16 protein-coding genes are annotated in these 17,106 nt (G+C 57.2%); 13 read left to right on the top strand and 3 right to left on the bottom strand.

Annotation, left to right across the window (positions count from 1 at the left end; translation table 11 throughout):
- The first annotated feature begins 41 nt into the window (after positions 1-41).
- The 8 genes from rmuC (at position 42) to tatD (ending at position 7,111) form a co-directional block, all read left to right on the top strand.
- On the top strand, positions 42-1,490 hold the full coding sequence (rmuC, locus tag AB1E37_RS24425) for a DNA recombination protein RmuC (protein WP_002883420.1): 1,449 nt from the start codon (positions 42-44) through the stop codon (positions 1,488-1,490).
- A 70-nt stretch (positions 1,491-1,560) separates the two neighbouring features.
- On the top strand, positions 1,561-2,316 hold the full coding sequence (gene ubiE / locus AB1E37_RS24420) for a bifunctional demethylmenaquinone methyltransferase/2-methoxy-6-polyprenyl-1,4-benzoquinol methylase UbiE (RefSeq protein WP_002883421.1): 756 nt from the start codon (positions 1,561-1,563) through the stop codon (positions 2,314-2,316).
- 13 nt (positions 2,317-2,329) lie between these two features.
- Complete coding sequence (locus tag AB1E37_RS24415) at positions 2,330-2,935, top strand: SCP2 domain-containing protein (protein WP_002883422.1); 606 nt, start codon at positions 2,330-2,332, stop codon at positions 2,933-2,935.
- Positions 2,932-4,572, top strand: a complete 1,641-nt coding sequence (ubiB, locus tag AB1E37_RS24410) for a ubiquinone biosynthesis regulatory protein kinase UbiB (protein ID WP_002883424.1) — start codon at positions 2,932-2,934, stop codon at positions 4,570-4,572. Before AB1E37_RS24415 ends, ubiB begins: the two co-directional genes overlap by 4 nt.
- A 129-nt stretch (positions 4,573-4,701) precedes the next feature.
- Positions 4,702-4,953 (top strand): Sec-independent protein translocase subunit TatA, encoded by a 252-nt coding sequence (gene tatA / locus AB1E37_RS24405; protein ID WP_002883425.1) that lies wholly within the window; start codon positions 4,702-4,704, stop codon positions 4,951-4,953.
- Between the two features lie 3 nt (positions 4,954-4,956).
- Positions 4,957-5,493: a Sec-independent protein translocase protein TatB gene (tatB, locus tag AB1E37_RS24400; RefSeq protein WP_004181653.1), complete on the top strand. Its 537-nt coding sequence runs from the start codon at positions 4,957-4,959 to the stop codon at positions 5,491-5,493.
- Positions 5,494-5,495: 2 nt separating this feature from the next.
- Positions 5,496-6,275 (top strand): Sec-independent protein translocase subunit TatC, encoded by a 780-nt coding sequence (gene tatC / locus AB1E37_RS24395; RefSeq protein WP_002883427.1) that lies wholly within the window; start codon positions 5,496-5,498, stop codon positions 6,273-6,275.
- A gap of 32 nt (positions 6,276-6,307) precedes the next feature.
- A complete protein-coding gene (tatD, locus tag AB1E37_RS24390) occupies positions 6,308-7,111 on the top strand; it encodes a 3'-5' ssDNA/RNA exonuclease TatD (RefSeq protein ID WP_004146458.1) in 804 nt (267 codons plus the stop codon).
- Here the strand turns inward: tatD and rfaH are convergent.
- Entirely contained in the window at positions 7,108-7,596 is a 489-nt protein-coding gene (gene rfaH, locus AB1E37_RS24385) for a transcription/translation regulatory transformer protein RfaH (RefSeq protein WP_002883430.1), read from the bottom strand. The genes tatD and rfaH overlap by 4 nt on opposite strands.
- A 178-nt stretch (positions 7,597-7,774) precedes the next feature.
- On the opposite strand from rfaH, the gene ubiD reads away from it, so the two are divergent.
- A complete protein-coding gene (gene ubiD / locus AB1E37_RS24380) occupies positions 7,775-9,250 on the top strand; it encodes a 4-hydroxy-3-polyprenylbenzoate decarboxylase (RefSeq protein ID WP_004146456.1) in 1,476 nt (491 codons plus the stop codon).
- A 49-nt stretch (positions 9,251-9,299) separates the two neighbouring features.
- Entirely contained in the window at positions 9,300-10,001 is a 702-nt protein-coding gene (fre, locus tag AB1E37_RS24375; protein ID WP_002883448.1) for an NAD(P)H-flavin reductase, read from the top strand.
- Positions 10,002-10,107: 106 nt separating this feature from the next.
- On the opposite strand, the gene fadA is transcribed toward fre, so the two are convergent.
- On the bottom strand, positions 10,108-11,271 hold the full coding sequence (gene fadA / locus AB1E37_RS24370) for an acetyl-CoA C-acyltransferase FadA (protein ID WP_004150456.1): 1,164 nt from the start codon (positions 11,269-11,271) through the stop codon (positions 10,108-10,110).
- Between the two features lie 9 nt (positions 11,272-11,280).
- Positions 11,281-13,470, bottom strand: a complete 2,190-nt coding sequence (gene fadB, locus AB1E37_RS24365; protein WP_004901902.1) for a fatty acid oxidation complex subunit alpha FadB — start codon at positions 13,468-13,470, stop codon at positions 11,281-11,283.
- A 191-nt stretch (positions 13,471-13,661) separates the two neighbouring features.
- On the opposite strand from fadB, the gene pepQ reads away from it, so the two are divergent.
- Genes pepQ through trkH form a run of 3 tightly spaced genes read left to right on the top strand, consistent with a single transcriptional unit; the run spans position 13,662 to position 17,097 of the window.
- Complete coding sequence (pepQ, locus tag AB1E37_RS24360; RefSeq protein ID WP_004152060.1) at positions 13,662-14,993, top strand: Xaa-Pro dipeptidase; 1,332 nt, start codon at positions 13,662-13,664, stop codon at positions 14,991-14,993.
- Positions 14,993-15,607 (top strand): IMPACT family protein, encoded by a 615-nt coding sequence (locus AB1E37_RS24355; RefSeq protein WP_002883449.1) that lies wholly within the window; start codon positions 14,993-14,995, stop codon positions 15,605-15,607. Before pepQ ends, AB1E37_RS24355 begins: the two co-directional genes overlap by 1 nt.
- A 38-nt stretch (positions 15,608-15,645) precedes the next feature.
- Positions 15,646-17,097, top strand: a complete 1,452-nt coding sequence (gene trkH, locus AB1E37_RS24350) for a Trk system potassium transporter TrkH (RefSeq protein WP_002883450.1) — start codon at positions 15,646-15,648, stop codon at positions 17,095-17,097.
- Positions 17,098-17,106 lie beyond the last annotated feature (9 nt).

Here is a 17,106-nt window from a genome sequence, read left to right as displayed (position 1 = left end):
ACAATTCTATTTTGTGTCATCAGGTTATCGCAGGGGGCGTCGTGGATCTCTCCATTATTATCAGCGCGGTTATCGCACTGGCAGCCGGGTTAATGGTCGGCTGGCTGGCGACCAAAGCGCGCGCCGATCAAATTCGGGCCGATCTCATCGAGGAACGGCGAGAGTTGGATATTGAGCTGAGCGCCGCCCGCCAGCAACTGGCGCAGGAGGCCCACTGGCGTGAGGAGTGTGAGCTGCTGAACAACGAGCTGCGCAGCCTGCGGGATATCAATACCTCGCTCGAGGCCGATCTCCGTGAGGTCACCACCCGGCTCGAATCCACCCAGCTGCATGCGGAAGATAAGATCCGCCAGATGATGAACAGCGAGCAGCGCCTTAGCGAGCAGTTTGAAAACCTCGCCAACCGTATTTTCGAACACAGCAACCGGCGGGTCGATGAGCAAAACCGCCAGAGCCTGCATGGCCTGCTGACGCCGCTACGCGAACAGCTGGACGGGTTCCGCCGCCAGGTGCAGGAGAGCTTTGGCCAGGAGGCGCGTGAAAGACATACCCTGGCGCATGAGATCCGCAATCTGCAGCAGTTGAACGCGCAGATGGCACAGGAGGCGCTGAACCTGACCAAAGCGCTGAAGGGGGATAACAAAACTCAGGGCAACTGGGGGGAAGTGGTCTTAACCCGCGTGCTGGAGGCCTCCGGCCTGCGCGAAGGCTATGAGTACCAGACTCAGGTCAGTATTGAGACCGACAACCGCTCGCGGATGCAGCCGGACGTTATCGTGCGCCTGCCGCAGGGTAAGGACGTGGTGATCGACGCCAAAATGACCCTGGTCGCCTATGAGCGCTATTTCAACGCCGAAGACGACTACACCCGCGAAGTCGCGCTGCAGGAACACCTTGCCTCGGTGCGAAACCATATTCGCCTGCTGGGACGCAAGGATTATCAACAGCTGCCTGGCCTGCGCTCGCTCGACTATGTGCTGATGTTTATTCCCGTTGAGCCGGCGTTCCTGCTGGCCATCGATCGCCAGCCTGAGCTCATCAGCGAGGCGTTGCAAAATAATATTATGCTGGTCAGCCCGACGACGCTGCTGGTAGCCCTGCGCACTATCGCCAATCTGTGGCGCTATGAGCACCAGAGTCGTAACGCGCAAAAGATTGCCGAGCGGGCGGGGCGCCTTTACGACAAAATGCGCCTGTTTGTGGATGATATGTCTGCCATCGGCCAGAGCCTGGATAAGGCGCAAGAGAGCTATCGCCAGGCGATGAAAAAGCTCGCTTCCGGGCGTGGTAATCTGCTGGCTCAGGCGGAGGCCTTTCGCGGCCTGGGCGTGGAGGTCAAGCGCGGGATTAATCCTGATTTAGTCGAACAAGCTACAGCTCAGGACGAGCAATATCGTCTCGAAGATGAGGATAACCTGCCGGAAAATGACGCATTTTCACCCGACTCTGCCGAGACGGTGCGTAGCCGGGAGGCGGCTCCGCCACGCTGAAACGTATGGGAAATGCGCTGAGTCTGATACACTCAGTGAACATTTTCTTGAAAAGCAAGCAGGCATAGAGATGGTTGAGGATTCACAAGAAACGACGCACTTTGGCTTTCAGACGGTCGCTAAAGAGCAGAAAGCAGATATGGTGGCGCATGTATTCCATTCTGTCGCCGCAAAATATGATGTGATGAACGACCTGATGTCGTTTGGGATCCATCGTTTGTGGAAGCGTTTCACCATCGACTGCAGCGGCGTACGTCGCGGGCAGACCGTGCTGGATCTGGCGGGCGGTACCGGTGATTTGACGGCCAAGTTCTCCCGCCTGGTAGGGGAAACCGGCCGCGTCATGCTTGCTGATATCAATGATTCTATGCTCAAAATGGGCCGCGAAAAGCTGCGCAATATCGGCATCGTAGGCAACGTTGAGTATGTTCAGGCCAACGCGGAAGCCCTGCCTTTTGCTGATAATACCTTTGACTGCATCACCATCTCTTTCGGTCTGCGTAACGTGACCGACAAAGAGAAAGCGCTGCGTTCGATGTACCGCGTGCTGAAGCCGGGCGGACGTCTGCTGGTGCTGGAGTTTTCTAAACCCATTATCGAACCGCTGAGCAAAGCCTACGACGCTTACTCCTTCCATATCCTGCCGAAGGTGGGCGAGCTGGTGGCAAAAGATGGCGACAGCTATCGCTACCTGGCGGAATCTATTCGTATGCATCCGGACCAGGAAACCCTGAAAGGGATGATGCAGGATGCGGGCTTCGAAAACGTGGATTACTACAACCTGACGGCGGGTATCGTTGCTTTGCATCGCGGTTACAAGTTCTGACAGGAGGGACGCTATGCCTTTCACACCCCTGGTTACCGCTGGCATTGAAACGGCGCTGAATACTTTCCTCTGGCGCGACAAAGCGCTTAAACCCGCTCGCCAGCGCCTGTTGGGCAAGGTATTGCGGGTCCAGCTGCAGGATTTCGCCACGCCCGTGGTGCTGGTATTCAGCGAACGCCAGGTTGACGTCCTGAGCGCCTGGGACGGAGAGGCCGATTGTACCGTGATTACCCGGCTCAGCGTGCTGCCAAAACTGCGCAATCGTCAGCAGCTCACGGCGCTTATTCGCAGCGGTGATCTGGAAGTGCAGGGCGATCTGCAGGTGGTGCAGAATATGGTCTCCCTGTGCGACCTGGCAGAGTTTGATCCCGCTGAACTGCTGGCGCCCTATACCGGCGATATTGTGGCCGAAGGCGTCGGTAAAGTCCTGCGCGGCGGCGCTCAGTTTCTGCTGAAGGGCGCAGAACGCCAGCAGCGCTATGTCGCGGAAGCGATCACTGAAGAGTGGCGGCTGGCGCCGGGGCCGCTGGAGCTGGCCTGGTTTGCTGAAGAGACAACGGCTATTGAGCGCGCGCTGGCCGCACTGGAAAAACGGCTGGAAACGCTGGAGGGCAAATGACGCCAGGAGAATTACGGCGCCTGTATTTCATCATCCACACCTTTTTGAGCTACGGGCTCGATGAGCTCATCCCCAAAATGCGGATCACGCTGCCGCTGCGTATCTGGCGGCGGATGCTGTTCTGGATGCCAAACCGCCATCAGGATCAGCCTCTTGGCGCCCGCCTTCGGCTGGCGCTCCAGGAGCTGGGGCCGGTGTGGATAAAATTCGGCCAGATGCTTTCCACCCGCCGGGATCTCTTTCCGCCGCATATTGCCGATCAGCTGGCGCTGTTGCAGGACCGCGTGGCGCCCTTTGAAGGGAAGCTCGCGCAGCAGCAGATAGAGAAAGCGATGGGGGGGCTGCCGGTCGAGACCTGGTTTGATGATTTCTCCGTTGAGCCGTTAGCCTCGGCGTCCATCGCCCAGGTGCATACCGCGCGTCTGAAAGAGAATGGCAAAGAGGTGGTGATCAAGGTTATCCGCCCGGATATTTTGCCGATCATTAAAGCGGACATGAAGCTCATCTACCGCCTGGCGCGCTGGGTACCGCGTCTGCTGCCTGACGGTCGTCGTCTGCGCCCGCAGGAGGTAGTTCGTGAATATGAAAAAACGCTGCTGGATGAGCTGAACCTGCTGCGGGAATCCGCCAACGCTATTCAGCTGCGGCGTAATTTCGAAGACAGCCCGATGCTGTACGTGCCGGAGGTGTACCCCGACTACTGCAGCGAAAGCATGATGGTAATGGAGCGCATTTACGGTATCCCGGTGTCCGATGTGGAGGCGCTGGAGGCCCAGGGCACCAATATGCAGCTGCTGGCGGAGCGGGGCGTGCAGGTCTTCTTCACCCAGGTGTTCCGCGACAGCTTCTTCCATGCCGATATGCATCCTGGCAACATATTCGTCAGCTACGAGCATCCGGAAGATCCGCAGTATATCGGCATCGACTGCGGTATTGTCGGCTCACTGAACAAAGAAGATAAGCGCTATCTGGCGGAAAACTTTATCGCCTTTTTCAACCGCGATTATCGTAAAGTTGCCGAGCTGCACGTCGATTCCGGTTGGGTTCCGCCCGATACCAACGTTGAAGAGTTTGAGTTCGCGATCCGCACGGTCTGCGAGCCGATCTTTGAGAAGCCGCTGGCGGAGATCTCCTTCGGCCACGTGCTGCTTAATCTGTTCAATACCGCGCGGCGTTTCAATATGGAAGTCCAGCCGCAGCTCGTTTTACTACAGAAGACATTACTTTACGTAGAAGGGGTAGGCCGGCAGCTCTATCCTCAGTTAGACTTGTGGAAAACGGCGAAGCCTTTCCTCGAGTCGTGGATCAAAGATCAGGTCGGCATTCCGGCGCTGGTGCGCGCGTTTAAAGACAAAGCGCCGTTCTGGATCGAAAGAATGCCGGAAATACCTGAGCTGGTGTATCAGAGCCTGCAGCAGAGCAAACAGCTGCAGACCAGCGTCGATACTATTGTGCGGGATATGCGTGTGCGTCATGTGCGCCAGGGCCAATCCCGTTACCTGTTTGGTATAGGCGCGGTTTTATTGCTCAGTGGTACGCTGCTCTTTATCCATCGCCCTGAGTGGGGAATGATGCCCGGTTGGCTGATGGCCGGCGGTGTGGTGACCTGGCTTATTGGCTGGCGGAAAACCCACTGATCGGTTCGCCTCTTCATGACGCAGGCTTATTTGCGCAAAATCATGTCGGCGGCCTGACGAAGAGGCGGCTCGCAGGATGGCGTGTATAATGCGTCCACACAATTCATCATCTGTCATAGGGGAACGTGTATGGGTGGTATCAGTATTTGGCAGTTATTAATTGTTGTCGTCATCGTAGTTCTGCTTTTTGGGACGAAGAAGCTGAGCTCGCTGGGGTCTGACTTAGGGGCATCTATCAAAGGCTTTAAAAAAGCCATGAGTGATGATGATAAACCCGAAAAGTCGGCGCCAGACGCAGATTTCACGGCGAAAACCATCGCCGATAAACAGGATGATGCAAAAAAAGACGAGACAAAACGCCACGACAAAGAGCAGGTGTAACTCGTGTTCGATATTGGTTTTAGTGAACTACTGCTGGTGTTTGTGATTGGCCTCATTGTTCTGGGGCCACAGCGGCTTCCCGTAGCGGTTAAAACGGTAGTTGGCTGGATCCGTACGTTACGCTCGCTGGCGACCACGGTACAAAATGAGCTGGCCCAGGAGCTAAAACTGCAGGAGTTCCAGGAGAGCCTGAAGAAGGTGGAAAAGGCTAGCCTGAATAACCTGACGCCGGAGCTGAAAGCCTCGATGGATGAACTGCGCGAGGCCGCGGAGTCGATGAAGCGCTCCTATAGCGCCCACGATCCCGAAAAAGCCAGCGACGAAGCCAATACCATCCTTAATCCGGTGGTCAAAGGCAGCGAAGCGCAGCGCCAGGACGTCACGCCGGCGACGGCAGAACATCAAGCCAGCGCTCCGGCTCATGCGCCAGATCCCGTTGCCGACGAGCAATCTGCTTCACCGGCTGACCTTCAGGCAGAGAAAACGTCCGCTACGGCGGCAGCTCCCCATTCTTCCCCCGCATCGAGTGATAAACCGTAAACATGGGCGTAGACGATACACAACCGCTAATTTCGCATCTGATTGAGCTGCGCAAGCGTCTGCTCAACAGCATCATTGCTATTCTGGTGATCTTCCTGGCGCTGGTCTATTTCGCCAATGATATCTACCAGCTGGTCTCGGCCCCGCTTATCAGTAAGATGCCTGTGGGCGCGACGATGATCGCCACCGATGTCGCTTCACCTTTCTTTACGCCGATAAAGTTGACCTTCATGGTGTCGGTGATCCTGTCGGTGCCGATTATTCTTTACCAGGTATGGGCCTTCGTCGCGCCGGCGTTGTATAAGCACGAACGCCGGCTAGTGGTGCCTTTACTGGTATCCAGTACCCTGCTGTTCTATATCGGCATGGCTTTCGCCTATTTTGTCGTGTTTCCGCTGGCGTTCGGCTTCCTGACCCATGCGGCGCCGGAAGGGGTGCTGGTCTCGACCGATATTCGCAGCTATCTCGACTTCGTGATGGCGCTGTTTATGGCATTCGGGGTCTCCTTTGAGGTGCCGGTCGCCATTGTGTTGCTCTGCTGGATGGGCGTTACCACGCCGGAAGACTTGCGTAAAAAAAGGCCGTATGTGCTGGTGGGTGCCTTCGTGGTGGGCATGCTGCTGACGCCGCCGGACGTATTCTCGCAGACGCTGCTGGCCATTCCGATGTACTGTCTGTTTGAAGTCGGGGTGTTCTTCGCCCGCTTCTACACCGGGAAGCGCCTGACGCGCGATGACGACGCCGCGGCCGAAGCTGAAGCCGCAGAGCACAGAGAAGAGTAATACCGCCAACCGCCCGTCAGGGCGGTTGGCATATGGGAGCGATCATGTTTGATATCGGCGTTAATCTGACCAGTTCGCAGTTTTCCCGCGATCATGATGAGGTAGTGGCGCGCGCCCTGGCGGCGGGGGTTAACGGCATGCTGCTGACCGGCACAAATTTGGCGGAGAGCCAGCAGGCGCAGAAACTGGCGAGCCGCTATTCCGGCTGCTGGTCCACGGCGGGGGTTCATCCCCATGACGGTAGCAGCTGGACGCCAGCGGTCGCCGAGGCGATTTATACCCTCGCCGGCGAGCCGCAGGTGGTGGCGATAGGCGAGTGCGGTCTGGATTTTAACCGGAATTTTTCCACGCCGCACGAGCAGGAGGTAGCGTTCAGCGCCCAGCTGGCGCTGGCCGCTGAGCTGTCGATGCCGGTGTTTTTGCACTGCCGCGACGCCCACGATCGGTTTCTGACGCTGCTTAAACCCTGGCTTGAGAAGATCCCGGGCGCGGTGCTGCACTGCTTTACCGGCAGCCGCAGCGAGGTGCAGGAATGCCTGGATCTGGGCCTGTTTATTGGTATTACCGGTTGGGTATGCGATGAGCGGCGGGGACTGGAGCTGCGCGAGCTGCTGCCGGCGATCCCGGCGGAACGTCTGCTGCTGGAGACCGATGCGCCTTATCTGCTGCCGCGCGACCTCAAGCCGAAACCGGCCTCGCGGCGTAACGAGCCCGCGTATTTGCCGCATATCCTGGCCAGCGTCGCGGCCTGGCGCGGCGAGGAGGCGCAATGGCTGGAGGCGCAAACGGACGCAAACGTCAGGGCGCTGTTTGGCGTCGACATTAACGGCGTTTAGATTTTCTGGAAGTCGGTATTTTTAACGCTCTGCAGGACTTGCTTATTCAGCAGGTTTAACAGCAACATAGAGCGCGCTTCGCCGTCGGGCTCGGTGAAGATCGCCTCCAGGCCTTCAAACGCGCCGTCGGTGATTAGCACACTATCGCCCTCATGCGGCGTTTCCGGGTCGGTAATACCTTCCGGTTTGTAGATAGAAAGCTGATGGATGACCGCCGAGGGGACGATAGCGGGTAGGGCGCCAAAGCGCACGAAGTTGTTAACCCCGCGAGTGGCGCTGATGGTGGTGGTATGAATCACCTCTGGATCGAACTCAATAAACAGGTAGTTCGGGAACAACGGTTCGCTGACCATGGTGCGTTTACCGCGAATGATTTTTTCCAGCGCAATCGTCGGCATCAGGCAGTTAACTGACTGACGTTCCAGATGTTCCTGGGCTCGTTGTAGCTGCCCACGTTTGCAATACAGTAAGTACCAGGCTTGCATAATGACTCATTCCACTTCTAATAACGGCAAGCATAACAAATGGCTGGTGTAATCGCGAAAGCCATTATAATTGAAATCCAAATTTCAGCGTTCTTTCACGCTAATTTAACAAAATTACAGCATCGCGCCGTCGAACACCGTATAATTAGCCGCCTGTAGAGAGGTCAATAACACTTCCATGAAATATCACGATCTTCGCGACTTTCTGACACTCCTGGAACAACAGGGCGAACTAAAACGTATCACTCTGCCGGTCGATCCTCACCTGGAAATCACCGAAATTGCCGACCGGACTCTGCGCGCCGGCGGCCCGGCGCTGCTGTTTGAGAATCCGAAAGGCTACACCATGCCGGTGCTGTGCAATCTGTTCGGCACGCCGCGTCGCGTGGCGTTGGGGATGGGGCAGGAGGATGTCAGTTCGCTGCGCGAGGTGGGTAAACTGTTGGCCTTTCTGAAAGAACCTGAGCCGCCAAAAGGCTTCCGCGACCTGTTTGATAAGCTGCCGCAGTTCAAGCAAGTGCTGAATATGCCGACCAAACGCCTGCGCGGCGCCCCCTGTCAGCAAAAAATCATCCAGGGCGATGATGTCGACCTGAATAAAATCCCGATTATGACCTGCTGGCCGGAAGATGCCGCGCCGCTGATCACCTGGGGGTTGACGGTAACCCGCGGGCCGCACAAAGAGCGGCAGAACCTGGGGATTTATCGCCAGCAGTTGATCGGCAAAAACAAACTGATTATGCGCTGGCTGTCTCATCGCGGCGGCGCGCTGGATTTCCAGGAGTGGTGCGCGGCGCGTCCGGGCGAACGCTTCCCGGTTTCCGTGGCGCTTGGCGCCGATCCGGCAACCATTCTTGGCGCGGTGACGCCGGTGCCCGATACCCTGTCGGAATATGCTTTCGCAGGCCTGCTGCGCGGCACCAAGACCGAAGTGGTTAAGTGCGTTTCCAATGACCTTGAAGTGCCGGCCAGCGCGGAAATTGTGCTAGAAGGCTACATTGAGGCCGGTGAAATGGCGCCGGAAGGCCCGTATGGCGATCACACCGGTTACTATAATGAAGTGGACAGCTTCCCGGTATTTACGGTAACCCATATTACCCAGCGTGAAGACGCGATTTATCATTCTACCTATACCGGCCGACCGCCCGATGAGCCAGCGGTGCTGGGCGTGGCGCTGAATGAAGTCTTTGTGCCGATCCTGCAAAAGCAGTTCCCGGAAATCGTTGATTTCTATCTGCCGCCGGAAGGGTGCTCCTATCGCCTGGCGGTGGTGACCATGAAAAAACAGTACGCGGGACATGCCAAGCGCGTAATGATGGGCGTCTGGTCGTTCCTGCGCCAGTTTATGTACACCAAGTTCGTGATTGTCTGCGATGACGACGTCAATGCACGCGACTGGAACGATGTGATTTGGGCGATCACTACCCGTATGGACCCGGCTCGTGATACGGTACTGGTAGAGAATACGCCAATTGATTATCTGGATTTTGCCTCGCCGGTTTCCGGCCTGGGTTCAAAAATGGGGCTGGATGCCACCAACAAATGGCCTGGCGAAACCCAGCGTGAATGGGGTCGCCCAATCAAAAAAGATCCTGCCGTTACGGCGCGTATTGACGCCATCTGGGATGAACTGGCCATCTTTAAACAACAGTAAGCGGGGCTAACGCCGCTGTTTTGCTCTATTGACCCGACAGAGGGGACGCATGACAACCTTAAGCTGTAAAGTGACCTCGGTGGAGGCGATTACCGATACCGTATATCGTGTTCGATTAGTGCCGGAAGCGGCATTTTCCTTCCGTGCCGGCCAGTATCTGATGGTGGTAATGGATGAGCGCGACAAGCGCCCGTTCTCCATGGCTTCCACGCCGGCGGAACAGGAATTTATCGAGCTGCATATCGGCGCCTCGGAGCTCAATCTGTACGCGATGGCGGTCATGGATCGCATTCTGAAAGAGCGTGAAATTGAGGTTGATATTCCGCATGGCGAAGCGTGGCTGCGCGATGACGAAGATCGCCCGCTGATTCTGATCGCCGGCGGTACCGGATTCTCTTATGTGCGTTCTATTCTGTTAAGCGCGCTGGCGCGTAACCCGGATCGCGATATCGCCATTTATTGGGGCGGCCGCGAGGCTAAGCATCTGTACGATCTGGCCGAGCTGGAAGCGTTAAGCATCAAGCATCCGAATCTGCGCATCGAGCCGGTGGTTGAACAGCCGGAAGAAGGGTGGCGTGGTCGCTCCGGTACGGTACTCACCGCCGTGCTGCAGGATTACGGTACGCTGGCCGAGCATGACATCTACATTGCCGGTCGTTTTGAGATGGCCAAGATCGCTCGCGACCTGTTCTGTAACGAGCGCGGCGCGCGTGAAGATCGCCTGTTTGGCGATGCGTTTGCGTTTATCTGAAAATAAAAAACCCGCCCCTGACAGGCGGGAAGAACGGCAACTAAACCTGCTCTCTTCGCCATAGCCGCCAGGTTCTGGTGGCAATGGCGTTGAGATACCCTTTCGCTTAAACCCGCTCAAACACGGTAGCGATCCCTTGTCCCAGGCCGATACACATGGTGGCGAGGCCGAACTGAGCGTCTTTGCGCTCCATCTGGTTGATCAGCGTGGTGCTAATACGCGCCCCGGAACAGCCCAGCGGATGACCGAGCGCGATCGCCCCGCCGTTGAGGTTGATCTTCTCATCGATCTGCTCCATTAAGCCCAGATCTTTAATACACGGTAGGATCTGCGCGGCAAATGCTTCATTCATTTCAAAAACGTCGATATCACTGGTGGATAAGCCCGCTTTTTTCAGCGCCAGCTTTGAGGCCGGAACCGGGCCATAACCCATAATGGACGGGTCGCAGCCGACCACCGCCATTGAACGGACGCGAGCGCGCGGCTTCAGCCCCAGCTCGCGAGCGCGGCTTTCGCTCATCAGCAGCATCGCCGCTGCGCCATCGGAAAGGGCGGAAGAGGTACCCGCCGTTACCGTACCGGTCACCGGGTCAAACGCCGGTTTAAGCGTGGACAGCGTCTCGACGGTGGTTTCCGGGCGGATCACCTCGTCATAGTTAAAGGACTTGAGTACGCCATCGGCATCGTGGCCGCCGGTGGGGATAATCTCCGCTTTGAATGCGCCGGACTGGGTTGCGGCCCAGGCACGAGCGTGAGAGCGCGCGGCGAACTGATCCTGCATCTCGCGGCTAATACCGTGCAGACGCGCCAGCATCTCCGCAGTCAGCCCCATCATCCCTGCCGCCTTTGCCACGTTGCGGCTGAGGCCCGGATGGAAATCGACGCCGTGGCTCATTGGCACATGGCCCATGTGCTCGACGCCGCCAATCAGGCAGACGCTGGCATCGCCGGTCATGATCATACGGGCCGCATCGTGCAGCGCCTGCATGGAAGAACCGCACAGACGGTTGACCGTATTTGCTGGTACCGAATGCGGGATCTCCGCCAGCAGCGCCGCGTTTCGGGCGATGTTAAAACCCTGCTCGAGGGTTTGCTGCACGCAACCCCAGTAGATATCGTCTATCGCGCTTGCCTCAAGCGACGGATTGCGCGACAGCAGGCTACGCATCAGGTGCGCGGAGAGGTCTTCCGCGCGCACGTGGCGAAATGCGCCGCCCTTCGAACGGCCCATCGGGGTGCGAATTGCATCGACAATGACAACCTGTTCCATTGTGACTCCTTAAGCCGTTTTCAGAGCGCCAACCGGACGGGCTGGCTCTACCTGGGGATAATACGCTTCGTTATGGCGCGCTTTGTCACGCAGACCGGCTGGCACTTCATACAGCGGGCCAAGGTGCTGGTATTGCTGCGCCATATCGAGATACTTCGCGCTGCCGATGGTGTCCAGCCAGCGGAATGCGCCGCCGTGGAACGGAGGGAAGCCCAGGCCGTATACCAGCGCCATATCCGCTTCCGCCGGGCTGGCGATAATGCCTTCTTCCAGGCAGCGGACGACTTCGTTAACCATGGGGATCATCATGCGGGCGATAATCTCTTCATCGCTGAAATCGCGCTTCGGCTGGCTGACGTCGGCCAGCAGGCTGTCGACGGCAGCATCTTCTTCTTTCTTCGGCTTACCTTTGCTGTCGTCTTTATAGCGCCAGAAGCCGAGGCCGTTCTTCTGGCCGAAACGGTTGGCGTCAAACAGGGCGTCGATGGCGTCGCGATAATCTTTCTGCATCCGCTGCGGGAAGCCCGCCGCCATGACCGCCTGAGCATGGTGCGCGGTATCGATGCCGACCACGTCCAGCAGATAAGCCGGGCCCATCGGCCAGCCAAACTGTTTCTCCATCACTTTGTCGACTTTGCGGAAGTCCGCCCCGTCGCGCAGCAGCTGGCTGAAGCCGGCGAAGTAGGGGAACAGTACCCGGTTGACGAAGAAGCCGGGACAATCATTCACCACAATCGGCGTTTTGCCCATTTTGCTGGCCCAGGCCACCACTTTGGCAATGGTATTATCCGAGGTTTTTTCGCCGCGGATCACTTCAACCAGCGGCATGCGATGCACCGGGTTAAAGAAGTGCATACCGCAGAAGTTTTCCGGGCGCTGCAGAACGCTGGCCAGCTCGCTGATGGGGATCGTTGAGGTGTTGGACGCCAGCACGGTATCCGGGCGCACTTTTGACTCGGTTTCCGCTAGTACGGCTTTCTTCACTTTCGGGTTTTCCACCACCGCTTCAACGACGACGTCCACGCGGTCAAAACCGCTGTATTCCAGCGTTGGCTGAATGGTGCTAATCACTCCGGCCAGCTTCAGACCGTCGATTTTGCCGCGTTCCAGCTGTTTATTCAGCAGTTTCGCCGCTTCGGTCATACCCAGGGTCAGCGATTTGTCGCTGATGTCTTTCATCACCACCGGCACGCCCTTCCAGGCCGACTGGTAAGCGATACCGCCGCCCATAATGCCAGCGCCCAGGACGGCAGCATGCTTCGGCGTCTCGACATCTTTGGTCAGCTTTTTCGCTTTCGCTTTGACGTACTGGTCGTTCAGGAAGATACCAACCAGCGCGCGGGCCTCATTGGTATGGGCCAGCGGGACAAAGCTTTTATTTTCCAGCACCAGGGCTTCTTCACGACCAAGACGCGCGGCGGCTTCAATGGTTTTGACCGCGGTGATCGGCGCCGGGTAATGCTTCCCGGCGGTTTGCGCGACCATGCCTTTGGCAATCGTGAAGCTCATGGCGGCTTCAATTTTGCTGAGCTTCAGCGGCTCCAGCTTCGGCTGACGTTTCGCTTTCCAGTCCAGGTCGCCATTCATGGCCTGACGTAGGATCGCCAGCGCGCCGTCGCGTAGTTTTTCCGCAGCGACCACGCCATCCACCAGGCCGATTTTCAGTGCTTGATCGGCGCCGACGTCTTTCCCGGCGGCAATAATTTCCAGCGCGCTATCGGCGCCGAGCAGGCGCGGCAGACGCACGGAACCGCCGAAGCCGGGCATAATGCCGAGCTTGGTTTCCGGCAGCCCAATGCGCAGATCCGGCGTCGCCAGGCGGTAATCGGTCGCCAGCACGCATTCGCAACCGCCGCCCAGCGCATAGCCATTGACGGCAGAGATTGTGGGGACGGGGAGATCTTCCAGACGATTGAAGACGCTGTTAGCAAAATGCAGCCACTGGCTTAACTGCTCCTCAGGGACCAGGAACAGCGAGAGGAATTCGGTGATATCCGCGCCGACGATAAATGCCGCTTTTTCAGAGCGCAGCAGCAGACCTTTGAGATCGCTTTGTTTTTCCAGTACGTCCAGCGCATGACCGAGGCTGGCTACGGTTGCGGTATCAAGCTTGTTGACCGAACCTGGGGCATCGAACACCAGTTCGGCGATGCCATCTTCCAGCCAGTCGAGGTACAGGGTGTCGCCTTTGTAGAGCATGTCAGTCTCCTGAATCCAGCAATATGATCTGGTCATACCAGATGAAACGGAGTGTGGAATTTATGTTAAAGAATTGCAAATTAGTCTTTAAATAATTGCTGGTCGGATCACATCCGGCGGAAATCACCCGCACGCAGGTCGATGTGCTAAGATGCGGTGTATCACGATCCCATAAAAGCAAAGGATAAAAGATGGAATCCCTGGCCGCGCTCTATAAAAATCATATTGTTACCCTACAAGAACGTACCCGCGACGTCCTGGCCCGTTTTCAAATGGATGCTCTGCTGATTCACTCCGGCGAGCTGGTTAACGTCTTCCTTGATGACCATCCGTACCCGTTCAAGGTCAATCCGCAGTTCAAAGCCTGGGTGCCTGTGACTCAGGTGCCTAACTGCTGGCTGCTGGTGGACGGTGTGAATAAACCGAAGCTGTGGTTCTATCTGCCGGTAGATTACTGGCATAACGTTGAGCCGTTGCCGACCTCTTTCTGGACCGAAGAGATAGACGTGATCGCGCTACCGAAGGCCGATGGCATCGGCAGCCAGCTGCCTGCCGCTCGCGGTAATATTGGATATATCGGCCCGGTGCCTGAGCGCGCGCTGGGCCTGGGTATCGCCGCGGATAAGATCAACCCGAAAGGGGTTATCGACTACCTGCATTACTACCGGGCTTACAAAACCGATTACGAGCTGGCCTGCATGCGTGAAGCGCAGAAGTCGGCGGTGAATGGTCATCGTGCGGCCTACGAAGCTTTCCAGTCGGGGATGAGCGAATTCGATATCAACCAGGCCTATCTCACCGCCACCGGCCATCGTGATACCGACGTGCCTTACAGCAATATTGTCGCGCTGAATGAGCATGCCTCCGTCCTGCACTACACCAAACTGGACCATCGTGCCCCGGCGGAGATGCGCAGTTTCCTGCTCGACGCCGGTGCGGAATATAACGGCTATGCCGCAGATCTGACGCGCACCTGGGCGGCGCACGGCGATAACGACTTTGCCCATCTGATCAAAGACGTTAACGATGAGCAGCAGGCGCTGATTAGTACCATGAAGGCCGGTACCAGTTACATTGATTACCATATCCAGTTCCATCAGCGTATCGCGAAGCTGTTGCGTAAACACCAGTTGGTTACCGACATGAGCGAAGAGGCGATGGTGGAGAATGACCTGACCGGGCCGTTTATGCCGCACGGGATTGGCCATCCGCTGGGTCTGCAGGTGCATGATGTCGCTGGCTTTATGCAGGATGACACCGGTACGCATCTGGCGGCGCCGTCGAAATACCCGTATCTGCGCTGCACCCGTATTATCGAGCCGCGGATGGTGTTAACTATTGAACCCGGCATCTACTTCATCGAGTCGTTACTGGCGCCGTGGCGTGAAGGCCCGTTCAGCAAGCACTTTAACTGGCAAAAAATTGACGCCATGAAGCCGTTCGGTGGGATCCGTATCGAAGATAACGTGGTGATTCACGAAAACAGTATCGAAAATATGACGCGCGATCTGAAGCTGGCCTGATGGAGAGCTGGTTAATCCCGGCGGCGCCGGTTACCGTCGTTGAGGAGATTAAAAAAAGCCGTTTTATCACGCTGTTGGCGCATACCGACGGCGTGGCGGCGGCAAAAGCTTTTGTCGAGTCCGTCAGAGCGGATCACCCTGATGCCCGCCACCACTGCGTGGCGTGGGTCGCGGGGCCGCCTGATGATTCGCAACAGCTGGGGTTTTCAGACGATGGCGAACCGGCGGGAACGGCGGGTAAACCGATGCTGGCGCAGCTGATGGGAAGCGGCGTCGGCGAGATAACCGCTGTCGTCGTGCGTTACTACGGTGGTATCCTGCTGGGCACCGGCGGTCTGGTTAAGGCCTATGGCGGCGGGGTGCATCAGGCGCTGGCGCAGCTGACGACGCTGCGCAAGACGCCGTTAACGGCATATACTTTGCAGTGTGAGTATGGGCAACTGGCCGGCGTCGAAGCGCTGCTCGCCCAATTCTCCGGAAACGTCGTTGAAAGCGAATATCTGGCGTCAGTTCGGCTGCGCGTGGCGCTTCCCCAGGCCGAAGTGGCGGCTTTTTCAGCAAGACTGGCTGATTTTAGTCGTGGTTCATTGCAATTACTGAAGATTAACGAATAATCCCCTCTGTTTTTTGCCTATCAAAGGAAGCGCCAGAGATGCATTTTCGCGCCATAACCCGAATCGTTGGACTGCTGGTCATCTTGTTTTCGGGGACGATGATCGTCCCGGGATTAGTGGCCCTGATATATCGCGATGGCGCGGGACGGGCCTTCACTCAAACCTTCTTTGTCGCTCTGGCGATCGGCTCCATGCTGTGGTGGCCGAATCGTAAGCAAAAAGGCGAACTGAAATCTCGTGAAGGGTTTCTGATCGTGGTGCTGTTCTGGACCGTGCTGGGGAGCGTGGGGGCCTTGCCCTTTATCTTCTCCGAACAGCCGAACCTGACGGTGACGGATGCCTTCTTCGAGTCATTTTCCGGCCTGACGACGACCGGGGCGACCACTCTGGTGGGGCTGGACTCGCTTCCGCACGCTATCCTCTTTTATCGCCAGATGCTGCAGTGGTTCGGCGGCATGGGGATCATTGTGCTGGCGGTAGCGATTCTGCCTATCCTCGGTGTCGGGGGGATGCAGCTCTACCGCGCGGAAATGCCCGGCCCGCTGAAGGATAACAAGATGCGTCCGCGTATTGCCGAGACGGCGAAGACATTGTGGCTCATCTATGTGTTACTCACAATCGCCTGCGCATTGGCGCTCTGGTTTGCCGGTATGCCGGCGTTCGATGCGATCGGGCACAGTTTCGCCACCATCGCCATCGGCGGTTTCTCGACTCACGATGCCAGCGTCGGCTATTTCAACAGCCCGATGATCAACTCCATCATTGCCATCTTCCTGCTGATCTCCGGCTGTAATTACGGTCTGCATTTTTCGTTGTTGAGCGGACGCAGCCTGAAGGTGTACTGGCGCGACCCCGAATTTAGGATGTTCATTGGCGTCCAGTTGACGCTGGTCATCGTCTGTACGCTGGTGCTATGGCTTCATAACGTGTACGGCTCGGTGTTGACGACGCTGAACCAGGCGTTTTTCCAGGTGGTGTCGATGGCGACCACCGCGGGGTTCACCACCGATAGTATTGCACGCTGGCCGCTGTTCCTTCCGGTGCTGTTGCTGTGCTCCGCATTTATCGGCGGCTGCGCTGGCTCCACGGGCGGTGGATTAAAAGTGATCCGTATTCTGTTGCTGTTCAAGCAGGGCAACCGTGAGCTGAAGCGGCTGGTGCACCCGAATGCGGTGTATAGCATTAAATTAGGTAACCGCGCGCTGCCGGAACGTATTCTGGAAGCGGTATGGGGATTCTTCTCCGCCTATGCGCTGGTCTTTATCATTAGTATGCTGGCGATTATCGCCACCGGGGTGGATGACTTCTCTGCTTTCGCCTCCGTGGTGGCGACATTGAACAACCTCGGGCCTGGGCTCGGCGTCGTCGCGGATAACTTTGCCACCATGAACCCGGTCGCGAAATGGATCCTGATTGCTAATATGCTGTTTGGTCGTCTGGAAGTGTTCACCTTACTGGTGCTCTTTACCCCCACTTTCTGGCGCGAATAACAGGAGTGC

The organism is Klebsiella sp. Shm-1, from assembly GCF_040804525.1.
Lineage (GTDB): Bacteria > Pseudomonadota > Gammaproteobacteria > Enterobacterales > Enterobacteriaceae > Klebsiella > Klebsiella pneumoniae.
Note: the sequence above shows the minus strand (reverse complement) of the source record. Positions and strands in the feature narration are given on the sequence as shown.

Coding starts and splice junctions, on each gene's coding strand:
- ubiE (WP_002883421.1), top strand. CDS start 1,561: ATGGTTGAGGATTCACAAGAAACGACGCACTTTGGCTTTCAGACGGTC.
- AB1E37_RS24415 (WP_002883422.1), top strand. CDS start 2,330: ATGCCTTTCACACCCCTGGTTACCGCTGGCATTGAAACGGCGCTGAAT.
- ubiB (WP_002883424.1), top strand. CDS start 2,932: ATGACGCCAGGAGAATTACGGCGCCTGTATTTCATCATCCACACCTTT.
- tatA (WP_002883425.1), top strand. CDS start 4,702: ATGGGTGGTATCAGTATTTGGCAGTTATTAATTGTTGTCGTCATCGTA.
- tatC (WP_002883427.1), top strand. CDS start 5,496: ATGGGCGTAGACGATACACAACCGCTAATTTCGCATCTGATTGAGCTG.
- tatD (WP_004146458.1), top strand. CDS start 6,308: ATGGGAGCGATCATGTTTGATATCGGCGTTAATCTGACCAGTTCGCAG.
- rfaH (WP_002883430.1), bottom strand. CDS start 7,596: ATGCAAGCCTGGTACTTACTGTATTGCAAACGTGGGCAGCTACAACGA.
- ubiD (WP_004146456.1), top strand. CDS start 7,775: ATGAAATATCACGATCTTCGCGACTTTCTGACACTCCTGGAACAACAG.
- fre (WP_002883448.1), top strand. CDS start 9,300: ATGACAACCTTAAGCTGTAAAGTGACCTCGGTGGAGGCGATTACCGAT.
- fadA (WP_004150456.1), bottom strand. CDS start 11,271: ATGGAACAGGTTGTCATTGTCGATGCAATTCGCACCCCGATGGGCCGT.
- fadB (WP_004901902.1), bottom strand. CDS start 13,470: ATGCTCTACAAAGGCGACACCCTGTACCTCGACTGGCTGGAAGATGGC.
- pepQ (WP_004152060.1), top strand. CDS start 13,662: ATGGAATCCCTGGCCGCGCTCTATAAAAATCATATTGTTACCCTACAA.
- AB1E37_RS24355 (WP_002883449.1), top strand. CDS start 14,993: ATGGAGAGCTGGTTAATCCCGGCGGCGCCGGTTACCGTCGTTGAGGAG.
- trkH (WP_002883450.1), top strand. CDS start 15,646: ATGCATTTTCGCGCCATAACCCGAATCGTTGGACTGCTGGTCATCTTG.